Consider the following 17023-nt stretch of genomic DNA (forward strand, 5'->3'; position numbering starts at 1 on the left):
TTCCGCTTCCCCTCACGGATAGGCGTACCGAAAATCGGCGGGTACATTGTCCCCGGAGCTTCACACCGGGCTGTTACCGGCCCCGCATGTCCAGGTAGGAAACGGTTGATGGAACAACCGGTTTCATCAAGAGAAAAACTCTCCAGTAAAACAGAAATTCAGACGACCTCAGGTCGCACTGTTCCATTGCTCCCCGAACCCCAAAGAAAACGTTTTTTCTGAGACAGCACACTATGGCGCCTCCTCGGATGAGTTGTGCTTATGAAGCTTACATATACATAAAATTCCAGTCTGACCGCACAAATAAAGAAATATTCTGTAGCACTTCCTCAGCTTGCCACCCAGTCTATGTTGCGACTACTCTGCCCAACGATAAAAATCGTTATACAGATTACAACAAATGATAGCCCCCATATGCTTTATTCTGTTGGAAAGCTCATGCATTTTGAAAATCATCAATGATAATTCGGTGAGTCGGTGAGTCGGTGAGTCGGCACAATGCCACGCCATGCTCTTATATCCTTATATTTCGCCGACCAAGTTTCTTAAAATCGTTCTAGATTTATATCTACATGGACTGAAAGTTTTTGCGTCCAGGCTCTGTACGGAACATCTTGAAACAACTGAACGTATAGGATCATCGGATACATCATATGGGAATCCGGATAACATTCGTAACACACACCTTACAACTTTAACTCTTTATACAAGAATTGACGTCATGCAGGCCAGTCCATTCAAGGATCGCGAAGAAGTAAAACAATTAGAAAAAGAGCTCATTGCAAAAGCGAAGATCAGCACAGATGAAAGATTTAGTATTTTCGGCCTAGAGTTATTTATACCAAAAACAGTATTTAATACTGTAATATTCTCATGCGCAACAGACCGGATGATTACGCATATTCCGATAAAACCAGGCAAGTCATTTCTTGATCTCGGGTGCGGCTGCGGGCTGTATGCGATACTGGCAGCCAAATCTGGATGTTATCCAGTATATGCTACCGACATCAACCAGGACGCCATCCATGCAACCGAAATAAATGCAAAGGCGAATACTGTTTCAGTAACGACAATCAAGTCAGACATTTTTCATGATGTGCCGAAAAAACATAAATTCGGCATAATCTAGTGGCACCACCCTTACAACTTCGAACTCAATGCAAACGATACCGATCCTTACTTCAAAAATCTTGTTGACCCTGACTACAGCCTTCTGAAGAACTTTCTTTCAGAGGCGCCTAAATACCTTGAGAAAAACGGGAGAATATACCTCCCGAACAGCAAAGAAATTGGATGCAGAGAGCTGCTTTTGCAACGAGTGCACGAGGCAGTCTTGACCGCAAAACTAGTGGCAAGTGAAGCAACGGGTGATGGTGTGTCTGTGGATATATTTGAGCTACACAACTAGATTAAATAATTAAACATTGGTGATGGTGGACGTAGCATGTCTTTGCAATTGGCTGAGCGGTATGATCACAACAAATTCATTCTTTCAGAGCAAAGTCCAGAAGATAGAGAGACATGGAGATCTGTGTGGCAGTCTATTTCAATATATAAGAATTTTATATGTAAAGAGTGGCATCAGGGGGTCGAAATATTTTCGATTTGCGAAAAAATTCCATCATTGGCGGACCTTGAAAAAATATCGTACTGCGGTGGTATGGAGTTAAGCCTGACACCTCCAACAACCTTAGATAAATGGTTCTATATTCTAAGTTTGGGTAAATTTCCAACCTATAGCAACATGAGAGCTAAATCGGAGGTGCTTCAGGCTCAAAAACCAGATTTCTGTCATGACATGATTGGCCATATTCCTTATTTGTATAACGACGAAATTTGCTCCGCCGTTATCTCATTTGCAAACGATTGGATGAGGGCGACAAAGGAGCAAAAAGAACGACTTATAATACTGTGGTTCTACATATTGGAGTTTGGTGTAATACAGGAAGTAGATGGGAACAAAATATTTGGTAGCGGCCTCATTACTTCTGCAGTATTGGCGGAAAGATTCAAAAAAAATGAAATCATGGTGATTTCATACGATTTTCATGAGGTTATGGAGCACGAGATTTCGCCATCTGGAATGCCGTCGGTGCTTTTCGTGTTTCAGTCTATTTCTCATGCAATTTTCGAACTAAAAAAAGGGATAAAGTATGTTGTCTGAGAGTGCGATAGACGTGCTTGCAAAATCAATAGAGTCGCTAAAAAGCAATTTCAGCTATCTTCCAGAGTTTAATCAGGAAACCCCTAACCTTAATGTCGTAATTGCCGAGCTGACCAAGAGGCTGTCTGATAACGATCCTTACTTTCATCCAAACTATCTTGGACATATGACCGGGTATGTTTGCGAGGCCGCCCGCATTGCTCATTTTTTGGCAATGCAAATAAATCCCAATAATCATAGCTACGATGGCGGCAGAGCGACAACCAATATGGAGGTTGAGTGCATCAGGGAAATGGGAGGACTATTTGGATGGACAAATTTCCAAGGACATCTTACATCGGGTGGAACAATAGCAAATCTTGAAGCTGTTTGGCACTCCAGGGAGCTAGGGACCACCGCAGTCATCGCAAGCGATTGCGCCCATTTCTCCCACAAAAGGATCGCAAATATATTGGGAATGAACTATATCTCGATTCCTACTGACGCATTGGGAAGAATGGATGCTACGGCACTTGGGGACGTGTTGAAAAGTTTCGATCTGCCGCAAAAACTGGTTGTAATACCAACAATTGGGACAACCCTCTGCGGGGCAGTAGATCCACTACATGAGATTGTTGAGCTTAAAAACATATTTGGTTTTAGAGTTCATGTTGATGCCGCCTACGGAGGATATTTCTATATTGTAAGGAACCTTCTTTCAAAAAGTGTCTGCGATGCATTGTCGGCGTTACCAATAGCTGATTCTATAGTTATAGATCCTCACAAGCACGGTTTGCAGGCGTTTGGCTGCGGATCCTTGTTGATTAACTGCGAAAACAAGTCTCCATCCGCTGCTGTTTATGATCATGAGTCGCCATATACATACTTTGATAAAAGCGGTGTTAGTATAGGGAAGAATACATTGGAGTGTTCTCGATCAGGCGCTGCTGCTGCTGCGTTATGGGCAACCATGCAATGCTACCCATTTACCTCTGGCGGTGACTTTTACAAGTTGCTATCAGACTGTAATGCGGCTGCAACTAAAATAACGGTTCTTCTTCAGTCAGACACAAAAAAATTTGAGGTTCTTATTGAAAATCCAGACCTGGATATTGTTGTGTTCTACCCTGTTGCAGAAAACGTTCAAGAAATAACGAATGCATCCAATTACATATATAACAAGGCCAAGGAGCTCGGATTTTATATGGCACTTGCGCAAGTTGATCTTAAGCAATTTGGCAGAACGAACTTTGGGCAAGCGACCTGCATCAGACTTACGCTAATGAAAAAAGAGCATCTAGTAACGGTACATTCGCTCTATGAAGCCCTTTGCATTGCCCACCAAGAATACTTTGAGGACGATGAATTGGCTAATAATTATCCCGTAGTATAATACTTGTGCAGAATATGAGTATCTTCACGTATGAATCTTGAATTTTCGTACCTCTTCTACTGCCGTGCTTTGCGAAAGGGAGGTAAGAAATTATTCGAACAGATTGCACAAGGTGCTTGATATCATATCGATTACGCTTACTTATTGTATTTTATTTTTACAATTTCCTGAGTGTCTGGATAATATACTGTACTGGTACAGTAAAATGAATAAATGTGGTATTTCAAACTCGGCATCAAAAGAAAACCTTTCTCCATATGCCAAAATCCTTGACATGACATACGTGTCGCTCATAAATGCTCGCGCAATTTATGCAGCGGTTAAGCTTAGGATTCCAGATCTTACAAAGGAGTCAATTTGCGATTGCAACGGTATTGCTCACATGGTTAAGGCGCATCCAGAATCCATATATCGCCTAATGCGGGCGCTGGCAAACGCAGGTATTTTGACTGAACAGCCCGAGAGGAAGTTTTTACTAACCCCGCTGGGAGAAACGTTGTGCAGCGTAGCTCTGGGCTCCATGCGCGATTGGGTATTATTCAGCGGCGCATCCTTTTATCAAGGCACATTGCAAGAGATTGTCCATTCGATTTGCACGGGCGAGCCTGCATGGAACAAAGTGCATGGAACAAGTTTTTCGAATACATCAGGCACGATAGCGAAGCATCGGATATTTTCGACAGGGCAATGACTAGCCTGTCAGGAAGAGAGGCCCATGCGATTGCAGATGCATACGACTTTTCAGGCCTAGAAACGCTGGTCGATATTGGCGGAGGGCACGGCGCACTTTTGCTGGAAATTCTTGAAAAATACAAGCATGTGCGAGGAATACTGTTTGATCAATGTCAGGTTGTATCCGACGCGCGCGAGAATATTTTAACCCTTGGCCTGGATGATCGTTGTGAAATAAGGTCCGGAAATTTCTTTGAGTTCATCCCTGATGGTGCAGATACGTATATATTGAAATATATAATTCATGACTGGGACGACGTTAATTGTGTGGCTATACTAAAAACTGCCGGCAATCAATGTCACCAAAAAGTAAGCTTCTCCTTATTTAGACGGTTGTTCCGGACATCGGAGCGGTGCACATTTCCAAGGCACAGGATCTTGACATGTTGATGTTACTGGGGGTGCGGTAGAAATCTTGGACTACCTGGAGGTAGTTCATGTATTCATACGAAGACCGCATCCGAGCAGTCAAGCTCTACATCAAACTGGGGAAGCACACCGGGGCAACTATTCGTCAGTTGGGCTACCCGACGAAGAACTCTCTGAAGAGCTGGCATGAAGGTAAGCGCGCCATAAAGCCCACATTCCAAGCCGAAATCTAATGACTGATGCTGTACTCCCGATTTCTTTCAGGAGCCAGCCGCCATAATGCGTCCCGACGGCAAAGTCGAAAAAGTGTACCTCTACCCCAAGCCCGTGGACTTTCGAAAACCCATCAACGGCCTCACCGCTCTGGTTGAGTTGGATATCAAAGTCGCGGTGTTCGACCCCGTGCTTTTCGTTTTTCTCAACAAGAACCGTAATCGGATCAAGGTGCTGTATTGGGAGCGCAACGGCTTCTGTCTTTGGCTCAAACGCCTGGAGGCCGAGCGTTTCAAAACCTCGCCCGATATGACCGAGGAGGTCATTGTGCTGACGGTTCAGGAAACCCCGCAGCTTGTGCTGTTTAATGAAGCCGAAAGTATCGCTGTGCCCATCGCTGACAAGGCTGATGAAGAAGCTGAAGAAGTCGTCGCCCCGACCAAGCTCCGTCGTAAACGCAAGCCGCTGCCTGCCGAGCTGCCGCGCATCGAGGTTGTCCACGAACTCCCTGAGCACGAACTGACCTGTGCCTGCGGCTGCCGCAAACATTCCATCGGCGAAGAAACCAGCGAACAGCTGGAGATCGTGCCGATGCAGATCCGCGTGATCAAACATATCCGCAAGGTCTACGGCTGCCGAGGCTGTGAAACAGCGCCGATCACTGCCGACAAACCAGCCCAACTGATTGAAAAAAGCATGGCAAGCCCCAGCGTCTTGGCGATGCTGCTAACGACCAAATACGTCGACGGTTTACCGCTGTATCGTTTCGAGAAAGTTCTCGGGCGTCACGGCGTCGATATCCCGCGTCAAACGTTAGCGCGCTGGGTGATCCAGTGTTGTGAGCGCTTCCAACCGCTGCTTAATCTGATGCGTGACCGATTGCTGGAAAGCCCAGTGATTCACTGCGATGAAACCTGGGTGCAGGTATTGAAAGAGCCGGATCGCGACCCGACCAGCCAATCCTGGATGTGGGTTCAAGCCAGTGGGCCACCTGAGCGCCCCGTCATCCTTTTTGACTACACCACCAGCCGAGCGCAGGAGGTGCCGTTGCGCCTGCTGGGTGATTATCGCGGCTATCTGATGACCGATGATTACGGGGGCTATAACGCTTTAGCGTTGCAACCGGGCATTGAACGTTTGGCCTGTATGGCCCATGTACGACGTAAGTTTGTCGATGCGCAGAAAGTGCAGCCCAAGGGAAAAGTGGGCCGTGCGGACGTTGCGTTGGCGATGATCAACAAGCTGTATGGCATCGAGCGCGACTTCAAGGACGCCAACGATGAACAGCGGTTTGTCGGGCGTCAGGAAAAGAGCTTGCCAGTGCTCGCCCAGTTGAAAAATCGGCTGGAAAAAACCCAGCAACACGTCACCCCGCAAAACGCCTTGGGTAAAGCAGTCAACTACTTGGTCAATAACTGGAGTCGGTTGGAGCGTTATGTGGAAACCGGTTTTTTACCCATAGACAACAATAAGGCCGAGCGCGCAATAAAGCCGTTTGTTATTGGAAGAAAGAGCTGGTTATTCAGCGATACCCCAAAGGTGCGACGGCCAGCGCGCAGATTTACAGCTTGGTCGAAACCGCGAAGGCTAATGGTCAAGAGCCCTATACGTGGCTGCTCCACGTACTGGAGCGGTTGCCGCAGGGCGTGTCGGTAGAGGACTTTGAAGCACTGCTGCCGTGGAATGTGGAGACATTATGAGTATCAATATTGATCATCTGAGTGCGGATGAATTGGTGGCGTTGAATCACCACATCATTGAACGGCTGAAGATGCTGAAGATGCTGGAGTCGCTGGAAGCGCACAAATCGATGATGCAGTTCCATTCAGGTGCGCGGGTAAGCTTCGACTCCCCCAACAATGGGCGCCTGTCTGGGACCATTATGAAGTTCAACCGCAAGAGCGTCACCGTGGTCACCGATAATGGACAGCGTTGGAATATTTCGCCGCACCTGCTCTCGCCGATCAAAGATCGTACGGGCGGGGGCGATGGTGGATATCAAGCATAAGAAATAAAAGAATATCGCATGTTGAGCGCCTCACCTTTTTGAACAGGTGGAGTTTATGGTGCGCTTACATCGATTTAATGTAGGACGTTTCTGAATCTATCTTTGTATGGCGCCATCCATCTGATGAACGTTTGATGGGGTGACCGCCAGTACAAACAATAAGCACACGAAGGGAACGCAACCTGGCGGCGCTAAAGGCCAGTTTTGAAGCTCATTCGGTAGTAGTAAGATAACTGCTGTCAGCGAGGCACGACTTCACCAGTTTCGATCAGTTTCATTAACCAGTACTTTCCTTAATTAGGATAAAAGACCGCACCATTTGCCGCGCGACTGAATGCGTCAAGTTGGTGCGCCGATTGTGCCAAACGCTGATTCCAGCCTCAGTGAGTTCCTCCCTTTGTTCGCTCAGGAACTGGGCGTTCAAATCGGCCCACGGCCCGCTGATCCATAGACCCAAGGTCGAGGGACCTATCTTGGGAGGGGGCAAACGCGGGGCTGATTGACGCCGGTGAGTACCGAGCTGTTTACAATACTTGTCGCCACTGTCTTGGAACACATCTCGGTCATACTGACGACAATTTCTGGCGGCGGAGGCAGCATTCGGAAAAGCTTAGCGTACGATTTTTTCCGAATTTTGCAGGCGCCACGAGAGGAAACATCTTGCTCAATCAGATACGTGCGAACGGTATTGGCCCTGCCCAAGGCCAGTCGCGTATTTCGCTGCGGGCTGCCAATCCGGTAAGTATAGCCAACGATGTGAACGCTATGCGCATTGGACAGGTCTAGATCGTGGATCTGTTTTGCCAATGACACTTTTCCCTTCCGGGCTCAGCCGCGCGCTGCCAAATGCAAATGAAGCATCGGCCGACAAGGTGACTTTTTCAGACTCGCGGTGCCATTGCTTTCTGTCTTTACCGGTGCATTAACTGTTGTGCTGGTTGTAGACAATTTTGAGGAAAAAAGTAAAACGATTGGGCAATCATGTTGTCGTCGAACAATACCTTGTATTGGCATACTTTATCGGCTTGACCATCTGATTGTCGGAACTTGAGGATGTAGTCCCACTCTCGAGGGCCGAACATACCCTCCGAAAAGTGTGGAGCACCGATCAGATCGCGAACTTTCCCTTTAGACATCCCTTTTGCGATGTTGTGCAAATTGTCTAGGTTTACATAGGTGCCTTCTGCACGGCTGGCATCTGTGACTGCTGGAAATACAGAATGTGGAGTAGTTCCTTGGCCATCCACATCGCTGAGGGTACGAGTGCCGCAGGCCGAGAGTGTAACTAACGTGAATGCTATTGCCGCCAAGCGGAAGTAACTTGTTTTTTAAGCCGTACATTGTTCGTATCTCAAAAATATTGCCGTGAAAGGCCCGTCTCCAGACGTAATGCTGTTCACTTAAGCGGAGCAGCCTTACGGTCCACTGGAAACCGGGTCTTTGAGATCTTCACCGTCCTTGGCCTCGAAGGCCTGGGACGGTGATCCAGAAACAATCCCCCGATACCTGCCCTCAGCTCTGCCAAACGTCTTCCTGTCGCTGAAACTGGGTTGGCTGCGGCCATCACAATCAGTTGCACAGCGATGTACTGACAAGCTGGTTTGAAACGGATGTCCGATGGTGCTCGGCCAAACGCCACCGCCGCCTGACTGGCCTCTCGACGAATCACGTTGTAAGCCAGCAAAAGCCACCACACTTCCTGATAGATCAGCTCGACTTTTTTGCTGCGCAAGGTCATTGCGTTCTGCTGCATCGAACTCTTGATGTCCCTGAAACCCAACTCGATCTCCCAGCGCTCCTGATAAAGCTTGGCAACGGCCTTGGTGTTGTAGGTCTTGGCCGGCAAGGACGTCATGACGGTCTTTACTTTGCCTTGGACTTCATAGCTGACCTCGCGTGCCTCCCAGTGCGATGGAAGAGCCGGATTTCGCTTTCTGGCCTGCGGCGAGACTTTCATGCGCACCAAACGGTCGTGCTGGCTGTAACGGGCCACTTCCTCACAGACCATCCCTTTTTTGGCCGGGATCAACCAATGACGGTTGATGCCCGCACTGCTCAGGCTCGACAGCAGCTCGGCGCCCCAGAACCCTTTGTCGAACAGCGTCACCGAGTGGTCGGGAATCTGCTGCAAAAACTCGTCGGCCAAGCGTATTTCACTTCGTCGGTAAGGGCTCAATTGAGCATCCAGGATCACGTGCGAACGCACATTCATCAGCGCCACCAGGCGCAACATCGGAAACGGCGTCTGGCGGTCGTTCGGCGTGTTTCCCGACCCGAAGTGATCGCGGAGTTCGGGCGTATCCGGAGAGCGCAAAAGTGCACCGTCCACCGCGAATACCTGCAGGTCATGCCAGGCATCATCGTCGTAGCGCTCCGCGCCCCATTGGGTTCCGGCTTTGCGGAATAGCCACTCAACAGGATCGGCACCGAGCCGCTTTCGCGCCTCGGTTACACCACTGCGGGCCAACAAGTGATCAGAGGCCAGGCCTTGGGCGCAGATGTTCAAGCGTCTGGCCACCTCGTGAACCGGCTCGTCACGAAACAACGCCATGCCGAGCACCAGCCAAAGCACTTGGTCAGCGGGCAGGCGACGTCGGCGAATGGTTGCCTGACTCGACAGATCCAGCGAAGTCGCTACCCATTCAATGGGAATGTTTTGGGTGAAAGTGCTCAGGTCGCAGAAGTTGAAAAGGTCGCCGAGGTCGAGCAGGTCCTGTTGAGCAGACATAAAAAATCCGATGCCAGAGGTCTGGCATCGGATTTTCGGATAAGCCCGGCTTTGACTCAAATGCTTAAGTGAACAGCATTAGGTCTCCAGACGGGCCCACTCACTCAGGAAGCGATTACCACTGGTAACCCACGCCGATCGATGCGCCCATTTCACGCTGAGTATTCGCAGTCGCTTGCACCTTGGTGACCCAACGGCCGTTATCGGAAATCCGCGACATACCCACTGCCATTGCGGATTGACCGCGGTAGGTGCCCAAGCCACCGGAAGTCATGCTGGCGCCCGGCGCATAGGGCTGAGGCAGCGAAGCCATGGCCATGGCACCGGCGATACCAGCGCTCAGCTCATCGTCGAGCTGCTTGATGTCCTTATTCAGCGAGTTGTAAACGTCGTTGGTGTAGGCATTGGCGTTTTTGGTCACATCCGCCAAGCTGCTGTTCAACTGACTGACGTTGACCGCATCGGTGGCAGCAGTACCGGCCGCCACGTTGGTGATCTGCCGCTCACTACCCGCCGCACCTACGGAGACGCTATTGGCGCGATCCGCAATCGAGTTGGCACCCAGTGCAACCGAGTTGTCACCCGAGGCATTGGAATTGCTGCCCAACGCCGTGGAGTTGCTGCCTGACGCCTTGGAACCTGCACCGCCCGCGACCGAATCCTTGCCGGTAGTCTGTGGTTTTGCCAGCTTACTAGTGTTGTTCACCTGAAACATGCCGTCAGTGCCGTCCTTGAGGTTGTTGATATCACCCTCGACATTCGTCACGCGGTTGCCAAGGTTGGTCACTCGGACCCCTTCGTTCGTTACAGCACCCTTGACATCGCTGATGGAGTCATCGGTGTAGTTCTTCGACTCGGCCACTGCGCCATCGAGTTGACGCAGGTTGACCGCATCAGTGTCTTCCTTGCCGTCCGCGACGTTGCTGACCGTGCGGTTTTCACCGGTTGCGGCGTTGCCGACGGAAACGGTGCCAGCGGTGTCGTTATCGGCACCGGAATACTTACCGGTGTAGCTTTCCTTGCCGCGGCCGCCGTCGCTCGAGCCTTTGCCCAGCGCCACGCTGCCGTCGGCGGAGGACGAAGCGCCCTCGCCCATGGCCACGGAGCCTGCTCCTGAAGCGTTGGCACCGCTACCCGACGCCAGTGCGCCCGCACCAGATGCCGTAGCGTTCGGACCGATTGCCACCGATTCGGCACCACTTGCCACCGAATCAGCGCCTGTCGAATTGGCATGGAAGTACTTGACGCCTTTACCGTTGTTGATGTCGCTGAAGTTATTCTCGATGTTCGTGACACGACCGTCGACATCGGTAACCCGATTGCCCAGCGCGAACAACTGCGAACCGTTTACTGCATCGGTGCTGGTTGAATTTAAGGCGCCGTCCGCCACGTCGGTAATCTTATTCGGACCTGTGCCGCCGTGCTTGGCACTGAATGCACCCACACCGCCGTTGGCCGTCGCGTCCCACAACAGAGCGTCGTCTTGCAGACCTTTTATGTTGTTGGTGTTGTTCGTGACCTGGTTATTGGTCTCGTTCAGCTGCGACATGTTCACGGCGTCGCTGTCGGCCACTCCATCGGCTACGTTGGTGATCTTGGTGCCGCCGGCCTTGGTGCTGCTGTTGTAGGTATCGCCACCCAGCGTAATGCTGTTATGGGTGCCGTTGTCATACATCACCGCATCTGCGACGGCGGCGCTGGCGGTGGCCTTCAGTTGTGACACGTTGACGGCATCCGTGGCATCTGCACCAGCCGCAAGGCCCGTCATGCGGCGATTGCCTACGCTGACTTCGCCGGTGGCGGTACCCCCCACTAGGTAAGCTTCGTTGCTCAATGTGCTGCCGTCTGCCACAGAGCCTGCGCCCAGTGCGACGCTGCCATCGTGGCTGGCCACCGCGCCCATGCCGATAGCGACCGCATCCTGGCCCGAAGCGACCGAGTCGGCACCGGTGGAGTTGGCGTGGAAGTACTTAGTGCCAGTCTCGTAGATGTTGGTCAGCGAGTTGCCGAGGGTCGTCAGGATTGAATTAGTGGCGTTCAGTTGCGAACCGTTCACCGCGTCGGTGCTGCTCGAAGTCAGCGCGCCATCGGCTACATTGGTGATCTTGTTCGGGCCGGTGCCACCATGCTTGGCGCTGAATGCGCCGTTACCGCCGTTGGCCGTCGCGTCCCACAACAGCGCATCGTCTTGCAGACCTTTGATGTTGTTGGTGTTGTTCGTGACCTGATTGTTTGTCTCGTTCAACTGCGACATGTTCACGGCGTCGCTGTCGTCCACGCCATCGGCCACGTTGGTGATCTTGGTGCCGCCGACTTTGGTGGTGGAGTTGTAGGTATCGCCACCGAGTGTCAGGGTGTTATGCGAGATATCGTCATACATGACGGAATTGACCACCGCCGACTTCAACTGTGAAACGTTTACGGCATCCGTATCGGTTGCACCCGCTGCCAAATTGGTAATGCGGCGGTTATTACCAACACTACCGACCGAAACTTCGGACATCGGAGCAGCACCGGCGATAGTGACATTACTTTTACTGTCGGGGTTATAGGCGGCTTGATTAAGCGTACCACCGTCAGCAATAGAGTTTGCCCCGAGCGCAACACCGCTCTGTACAGTCGCGACAGAATCGCTACCAATTGCTACACCGTAGTCCGCATTACCGGTTGCACCGGAACCAATCGCAACTGCTCCGCGGCCTGCCGACAAAGCAGCGGCACCAATAGCCGTCGAAATCAAACCTGACGCCATTGTATTACTACCAAATGCGGTAGCCTGCGACGCAAGTGCGGACGAATAGCTGCCAAGGGCGGTCGCATAACCTCCATCCGAATGTGCATTGAGGCCTACGGCGACATCCAGCGCACCTTTAGCAGTAGCATGTCCACCGATTGCAGTGGTGTTGTTTCCCGTTGCCTCTGCTTGGCCGCCGATCGCGGTGCTAAGATTAGTTACGGCTTTAGCAAACCAACCGATAGCGGTAGATTGATCTTGCCCCCCAAACGAATATTGACCGATAGCAATAGATCTGACCCCTGCCGCGGTAGCAGCTTCGCCAAAAGCCAATGCTCCAGCAGCACTAGTAGCAGATGCGTTGTGGCCAAGGGCGATATTGCCGATGCCACTGGATATGGCGTTTTGGCCAAAAGCGATCGAATTTGTACCAGAAGCTACAGAGTTGCGCCCTGCTGCAATTGCCCATGACGCGGTCGCACTTGCATTGTCACCAATGGCAATAGTGTCAGCATCCGTTGCGTTCGAGTTTAATCCGATTGCAATGGCTTGATTGCCACTGGCCGTAGCTGTCGGCCCTACGGCAATAGTGTTGCCGGCGCCAGTTGCTTTGCCCCCATTAATGGAGGTGTTCGAGTTGATATTGCCATCCAACAAAGGACCGCTCACGCCGGTCCCTGCCACCCAGGCATGCGCGGGACCAGCCACCAGCGAGATTGCCATCGCACTGATCACACCCCCGGCACGGATAGCCGAACGACGCGTGACGCTTTTGCTCTTACCTTTCGCAGTCGCCAGTTCCGAAGCTACAACCCACATATTCGAACTTGCATTCCAGATCAATCGAAACACTTTATTCACAGGTACTCCATCGCCTTGACAATCAGTCAAAGCTAATTAGAAAAATTTGATGAATGAGGGGATGGTATTAAATTGAGTTGATAGCCTGCTCTATGAGCGGTTTTTCCACCGAAGCTTCGGTTTGAGGTAACTCGCGCAAGTACACGCGAAGGGCACTCTTAATATCCTTGCGAACATATTGCAAATAACCACCTCCAAAGAATGCTGCTTCAGAGCGTGCATCGCGCGCTGGAAGCCCTTCGACGACCGTTTTATTTATCATCGTGAACACTTCTGCCACTTCACCTTCTCCGGCAAACACAGAGATCAATTTGCGTTGATAAGCGGCGCTGGGGCTGGTGTCGCTAGCCATCTTTTTCAGCTCTTTCTGCAGAGCTGCTGGTTTGCCTGTAAAGGTACGAGCCGTCAGCCATAACTGCCACAATTTGGCATAGCTGGCTGCTCGCTCATCGTCGCTCCTCTCTATCTTGGCGAACGCTTTTTTAGCGTCATCATAACGGCCCAGCACCGCGAGGTTGACCGCCGAGGGAACAGCAACGCTAAAGTTCAGGTCTGCGCCTTCAAGTGCGTCGTACCATTTGCGGGCCTGCTCGTGTCGCCCCGCCGCATCATCCGCGACAGCCTGTTTGAACACAGACGCCAGATTGCTGTGGTCAACCTGAGGTGTAGCACCGCTGACTACCGCACCAGCAATACTCGATTGCGAATCTGCTACTGGTTGTTTAGTCGATGCGTTAGCGACAGTGCGATCACAAAAGAAAGAGCCCACTGTGATTGCGCCAATAACCGCGATCTGAAGTGCTGTAGCTCGAATCCGCATGGACTTAAAGATTATCCACGCGTTCAGAATGAAGGGAGGAAGTCCATTTCCAAGTTTTAAATCACAAGATTGTGATTCATTAATGATCTCGGATTTAATATTCATTTCCAGATACTGATGTGTGGCAGACATCCATAGACTATGGAATGCGGGATCTGCGCGACACAGGTATATTCCCAGCGCCTTGTAGGAAATTTCCGAACGGCTCACTCCATCCCGCTTGCGGCTCACAGAGATTGGCCTGCAGCATCGAGCCCTTAGCGTTGGGTGAGCTTGGAGCATTACCTCAGTAGGCGGCCTAGCGGATGGGCCTCACAGGGAGTCACAGCACGATCCGCCCCCCCCTAGGCAACGCACCTGCCGCCCCGGCATGGGAGCTGAGGCCGTGATTCCATCCAAGAAGAATCGCCTGCTCCCTCGCACACTGGATCGGCATCTCTACAAGGCGCGCAACCTGGCGGAGCGTTTCTTCCTGAAGCTGAAGCAGTTCCGCCGGATAGCGACCCGATATGAGCGACTGGCCAGGAACTATAAGGCGATGTCAAGCCTCGTGTAAGCCGTCATTTGGCTGGCCTGATTGAGAACGTCCTGTAGTGTGCTGCTCTCGAAATAATTTACCTTTCTTGCACGGTTTCAAGCGCCTCACGTGCCCGCTGGATTTTGCTCAAAATCTCCTCACCCTTTGCGTTCCAAACGTATCGGGTCGGCTTGGCGTTTCGTAATGCCATGAACGTTGTAATTGAGCTTTCCAACTCGCGCACGGAGGCAAAGCTACCGTCCCGTAGATATACCGTAATGTCTCGAAAAACCATTCGACCATCTTCATCCAGGAACTGGACGTCGGTGTGAAGTGCATATGAAAGCGTGGATCCCAGCCAGGCTTCACGGCGGGGTGCTTGTGCGTCGCCTAGTTATCGACGATCAGATGGAGCTGGAGGTGCTTGGGGGTCTGCTTGTTGATTTTCTTGAGGAACGGTACGTGTCAAGGTACCTGTCGCCTTAGTACTGCTGTGGCTAACCCATTGCGTCCTTAACTTCAGGGCGTTCTGGGTTCAAATACACCGCATCTGCCAGCTTCCAGTTGCGTGTCCTGGTACTCCAGCGGCTCGGATTCGCTTCCTTGGCCTTTTCATAAAGCGCTGCTCTAGCTTGTAATAAAGCCGTCGCTTTGCCTTCGTGTCGCTCGTTTGGTGTCACGTATTTCAAGGCACTGTGGCGGTGATCTTCGTTGTACCACTCGATGAATTTCTGCACCCAGAGCCTTGCATCAGTGACCGTATCAAAAGGTTGATCCGGCCAGAGTGGGCAGTACTTGGCGGTGCGGAAAAGTGCCTCGGCATAGGCGTTATCGTTGCTCACCCTTGGCCGGCTAAAGGATGGCTCGACGCCCAGCGCAACCATACTTTCACGCAACAAAGAACCTCTCATCACGTGCCCGTTATCCGAGTGCAGCACCAGCGGACGACCCGCTGTGTGTTCACGTAAGCACCCCTTTCTGAGCAGTTCGCACGCGTGTTCGGCGCACTCCACCTCATGTACTTCATTGGCGACCAGCTTGCGGCTGTAGACATCCTTGACCATGTACCAGTAGAAAAAACGACCTCTAACGGTACTAGGCAACCAGGTGATATCCCAGCACCACACCTGATTGGGGCTGTCAGCGCGATGCGTCGTCAGCACCCTGCGTTTCGGGGCTTTGGTTCTGCCACGACGCACGTTTTGGTTGGCGGTTTTTAACACACGATAAAACGTCGACTCCGAAGCCAGGTAGATGCCTTCATCGGCCAGCTTAGGAACGATTTGGTGCGGGGTGAGGCTGGCGTAGCCAGCCTGATTGGCGGCATCAAGCACCGCTTGGCGTTCCGTCACACTGAGCTTATTAGCCGGAGCTGCCCGTTGAGCCAGTCGTCGTCGATCACAGCCAGCGTGTCGCCAGCGTTGAACTGTGCGCAGGCTCAGCCCCAGCTCATTGCAGGCTCGATATCGACGAGCGCCATTCAGCACCGCGTCTGCAATCAACTTCATGGCTTGCTTACGATCAGAGGCGTCGATCAGTCTTCCTTGTCCTTGCCCCAGATCGCATTGGCTTTTTTTCTGAGTTCCAGCAAAGCCTCCGCCTCAGCACGTCCAGCGTCTGATCGGATCAACTGACGTTCCAACTCTTTAATCCGCCGTTGCTCGGCAGTTTTCCCTACATTGGGTTTCAGATCAGCAAGAATATTGGCGTTTTGGCAGGTCTCGCGCCATTGACGGATTTGCTCCGGGTAGATGCCCTTGATCCGGCAGTATTGAGAAGTTTCCACCTCACTCAACGGTGCGGTTTCCATCACAGCGTTGAATTTATCGGCGCTGGACCATTGATCACTGGTCTTGCCGTTTCCTGGCACGATCAAACCTTTATCTCTAGCCATTTGTCTCCAGTTTCGCAGTGACTGAGGCGTGAGATTAAGCGCAACGGCGAGTTCCGCCACTGAGCGATTGAGGGGCGGCATCATTTGCAGGACGACCCAGTCTTTGAAGTCGTTGTCGTAGCGTTTGCCAAGGTTGGACATTGTTATGCACCTTCGCCCTCTTGAATGAATGAGTCAATCAACAAGGGCGACAGGTAGCCTGACACGGAGGGGGAAGGCCAACAGTCTTGATTACGGTGTTGACGTTCGATGCTGCTGATCAGTTTGCCCTGTAGGTAGTCCAGCGCTGCGAATAACGTAAGCGTGCCGTGGAGCGTGTAAATCATGGGATTTTGTCTGGATGTGACCGATGCCCAAAGGAGACGTGCATCGTGGGCGGCCGCCGCCTCTCAAATCGCTTCAGCCTCAATGAAATCGTTTAGTTGCCTTTGACGACGGCTTGATTTACTGCGGGGCGTGCAGTTTCACCGCGCAGTCCATCGAGCGAGCCAATAGGCTTCGCCGCACGACTCCATCACCACCTTACAGGCCGGTGGCCGCGCTAATTTGGCTGAACTACCTGCCGCGGTTAGTTTTCTTGCGTAAAACCTGATGACCTTTGGCACCTTGCC

Annotated in this window: 11 protein-coding genes and 6 pseudogenes; 9 read left to right on the forward strand and 8 right to left on the reverse strand. The window is 51.6% G+C overall.

Going from position 1 to position 17023, the window contains the following annotated elements:
• Nucleotides 1-721: 721 nt before the first annotated feature.
• From ACA068_RS30820 to ACA068_RS30855, 8 genes and pseudogenes are all read left to right on the forward strand, one after another.
• On the forward strand, nt 722-1129 hold the full coding sequence (locus ACA068_RS30820) for a methyltransferase (RefSeq protein WP_497310731.1): 408 nt from the start codon (nt 722-724) through the stop codon (nt 1127-1129).
• Between the two features lie 315 nt (nt 1130-1444).
• A complete protein-coding gene (locus tag ACA068_RS30825; protein WP_497310732.1) occupies nt 1445-2164 on the forward strand; it encodes a hypothetical protein in 720 nt (239 codons plus the stop codon).
• A complete protein-coding gene (locus ACA068_RS30830) occupies nt 2154-3536 on the forward strand; it encodes a pyridoxal phosphate-dependent decarboxylase family protein (RefSeq protein WP_497310733.1) in 1383 nt (460 codons plus the stop codon). The genes ACA068_RS30825 and ACA068_RS30830 overlap by 11 nt, the downstream gene beginning before the upstream one ends.
• Before the next feature lie 274 nt (nt 3537-3810).
• A pseudogene (locus tag ACA068_RS30835) lies at nt 3811-3975 on the forward strand (methyltransferase family protein); the annotation flags it as partial.
• A gap of 59 nt (nt 3976-4034) precedes the next feature.
• Nucleotides 4035-4658 (forward strand): methyltransferase, encoded by a 624-nt coding sequence (locus ACA068_RS30840; RefSeq protein WP_497310734.1) that lies wholly within the window; start codon nt 4035-4037, stop codon nt 4656-4658.
• 258 nt (nt 4659-4916) lie between these two features.
• Nucleotides 4917-5147, forward strand: a pseudogene (gene tnpB, locus ACA068_RS30845) (IS66 family insertion sequence element accessory protein TnpB); the annotation flags it as partial.
• Between the two features lie 48 nt (nt 5148-5195).
• Nucleotides 5196-6550, forward strand: a pseudogene (gene tnpC / locus ACA068_RS30850) (IS66 family transposase); the annotation flags it as partial.
• Nucleotides 6547-6858, forward strand: coding sequence for a hypothetical protein (locus ACA068_RS30855; protein ID WP_497310735.1), 312 nt, complete (start codon nt 6547-6549; stop codon nt 6856-6858). The pseudogene tnpC and the gene ACA068_RS30855, both read left to right, overlap by 4 nt.
• A 468-nt stretch (nt 6859-7326) precedes the next feature.
• Here the strand turns inward: ACA068_RS30855 and ACA068_RS30860 are convergent, their stop codons facing one another.
• The 5 genes from ACA068_RS30860 to ACA068_RS30880 form a co-directional block, all read right to left on the reverse strand.
• Complete coding sequence (locus tag ACA068_RS30860) at nt 7327-7671, reverse strand: OmpA family protein (RefSeq protein WP_497310736.1); 345 nt, start codon at nt 7669-7671, stop codon at nt 7327-7329.
• 98 nt (nt 7672-7769) lie between these two features.
• Nucleotides 7770-8105: an outer membrane protein assembly factor BamE gene (locus ACA068_RS30865; protein WP_497310865.1), complete on the reverse strand. Its 336-nt coding sequence runs from the start codon at nt 8103-8105 to the stop codon at nt 7770-7772.
• Between the two features lie 149 nt (nt 8106-8254).
• The gene (locus ACA068_RS30870; RefSeq protein WP_497310737.1) at nt 8255-9586 is read right to left on the reverse strand and encodes an IS4 family transposase; all 1332 of its coding nucleotides are present in this window, start codon (nt 9584-9586) and stop codon (nt 8255-8257) included.
• 115 nt (nt 9587-9701) lie between these two features.
• Nucleotides 9702-13181 (reverse strand): YadA-like family protein, encoded by a 3480-nt coding sequence (locus ACA068_RS30875; RefSeq protein ID WP_497310738.1) that lies wholly within the window; start codon nt 13179-13181, stop codon nt 9702-9704.
• A gap of 67 nt (nt 13182-13248) precedes the next feature.
• Nucleotides 13249-14211, reverse strand: coding sequence for a tetratricopeptide repeat protein (locus tag ACA068_RS30880; RefSeq protein WP_497310739.1), 963 nt, complete (start codon nt 14209-14211; stop codon nt 13249-13251).
• 163 nt (nt 14212-14374) lie between these two features.
• Here ACA068_RS30880 and ACA068_RS30885 point away from each other — a divergent pair.
• A pseudogene (locus ACA068_RS30885) lies at nt 14375-14557 on the forward strand (transposase); the annotation flags it as partial.
• Between the two features lie 58 nt (nt 14558-14615).
• Here ACA068_RS30885 and ACA068_RS30890 read toward each other — a convergent pair.
• From ACA068_RS30890 to ACA068_RS30900, 3 genes and pseudogenes are all read right to left on the reverse strand, one after another.
• Nucleotides 14616-14974, reverse strand: a pseudogene (locus ACA068_RS30890) (transposase); the annotation flags it as partial.
• A 41-nt stretch (nt 14975-15015) separates the two neighbouring features.
• Nucleotides 15016-16553, reverse strand: a protein-coding gene (locus ACA068_RS30895) for an IS3 family transposase (protein WP_497307607.1) whose coding sequence is annotated in 2 segments (ribosomal slippage) — nt 15016-16103 and nt 16103-16553 — 1539 coding nt in all. Because the reading frame shifts where the segments join, the coding sequence is not laid out codon by codon here.
• Between the two features lie 83 nt (nt 16554-16636).
• Nucleotides 16637-16772 (reverse strand): annotated as a pseudogene (locus tag ACA068_RS30900) (IS630 family transposase); the annotation flags it as partial.
• Nucleotides 16773-17023: the final 251 nt, after the last annotated feature.

The organism is Pseudomonas sp. LBUM1660 (assembly GCF_059695935.1).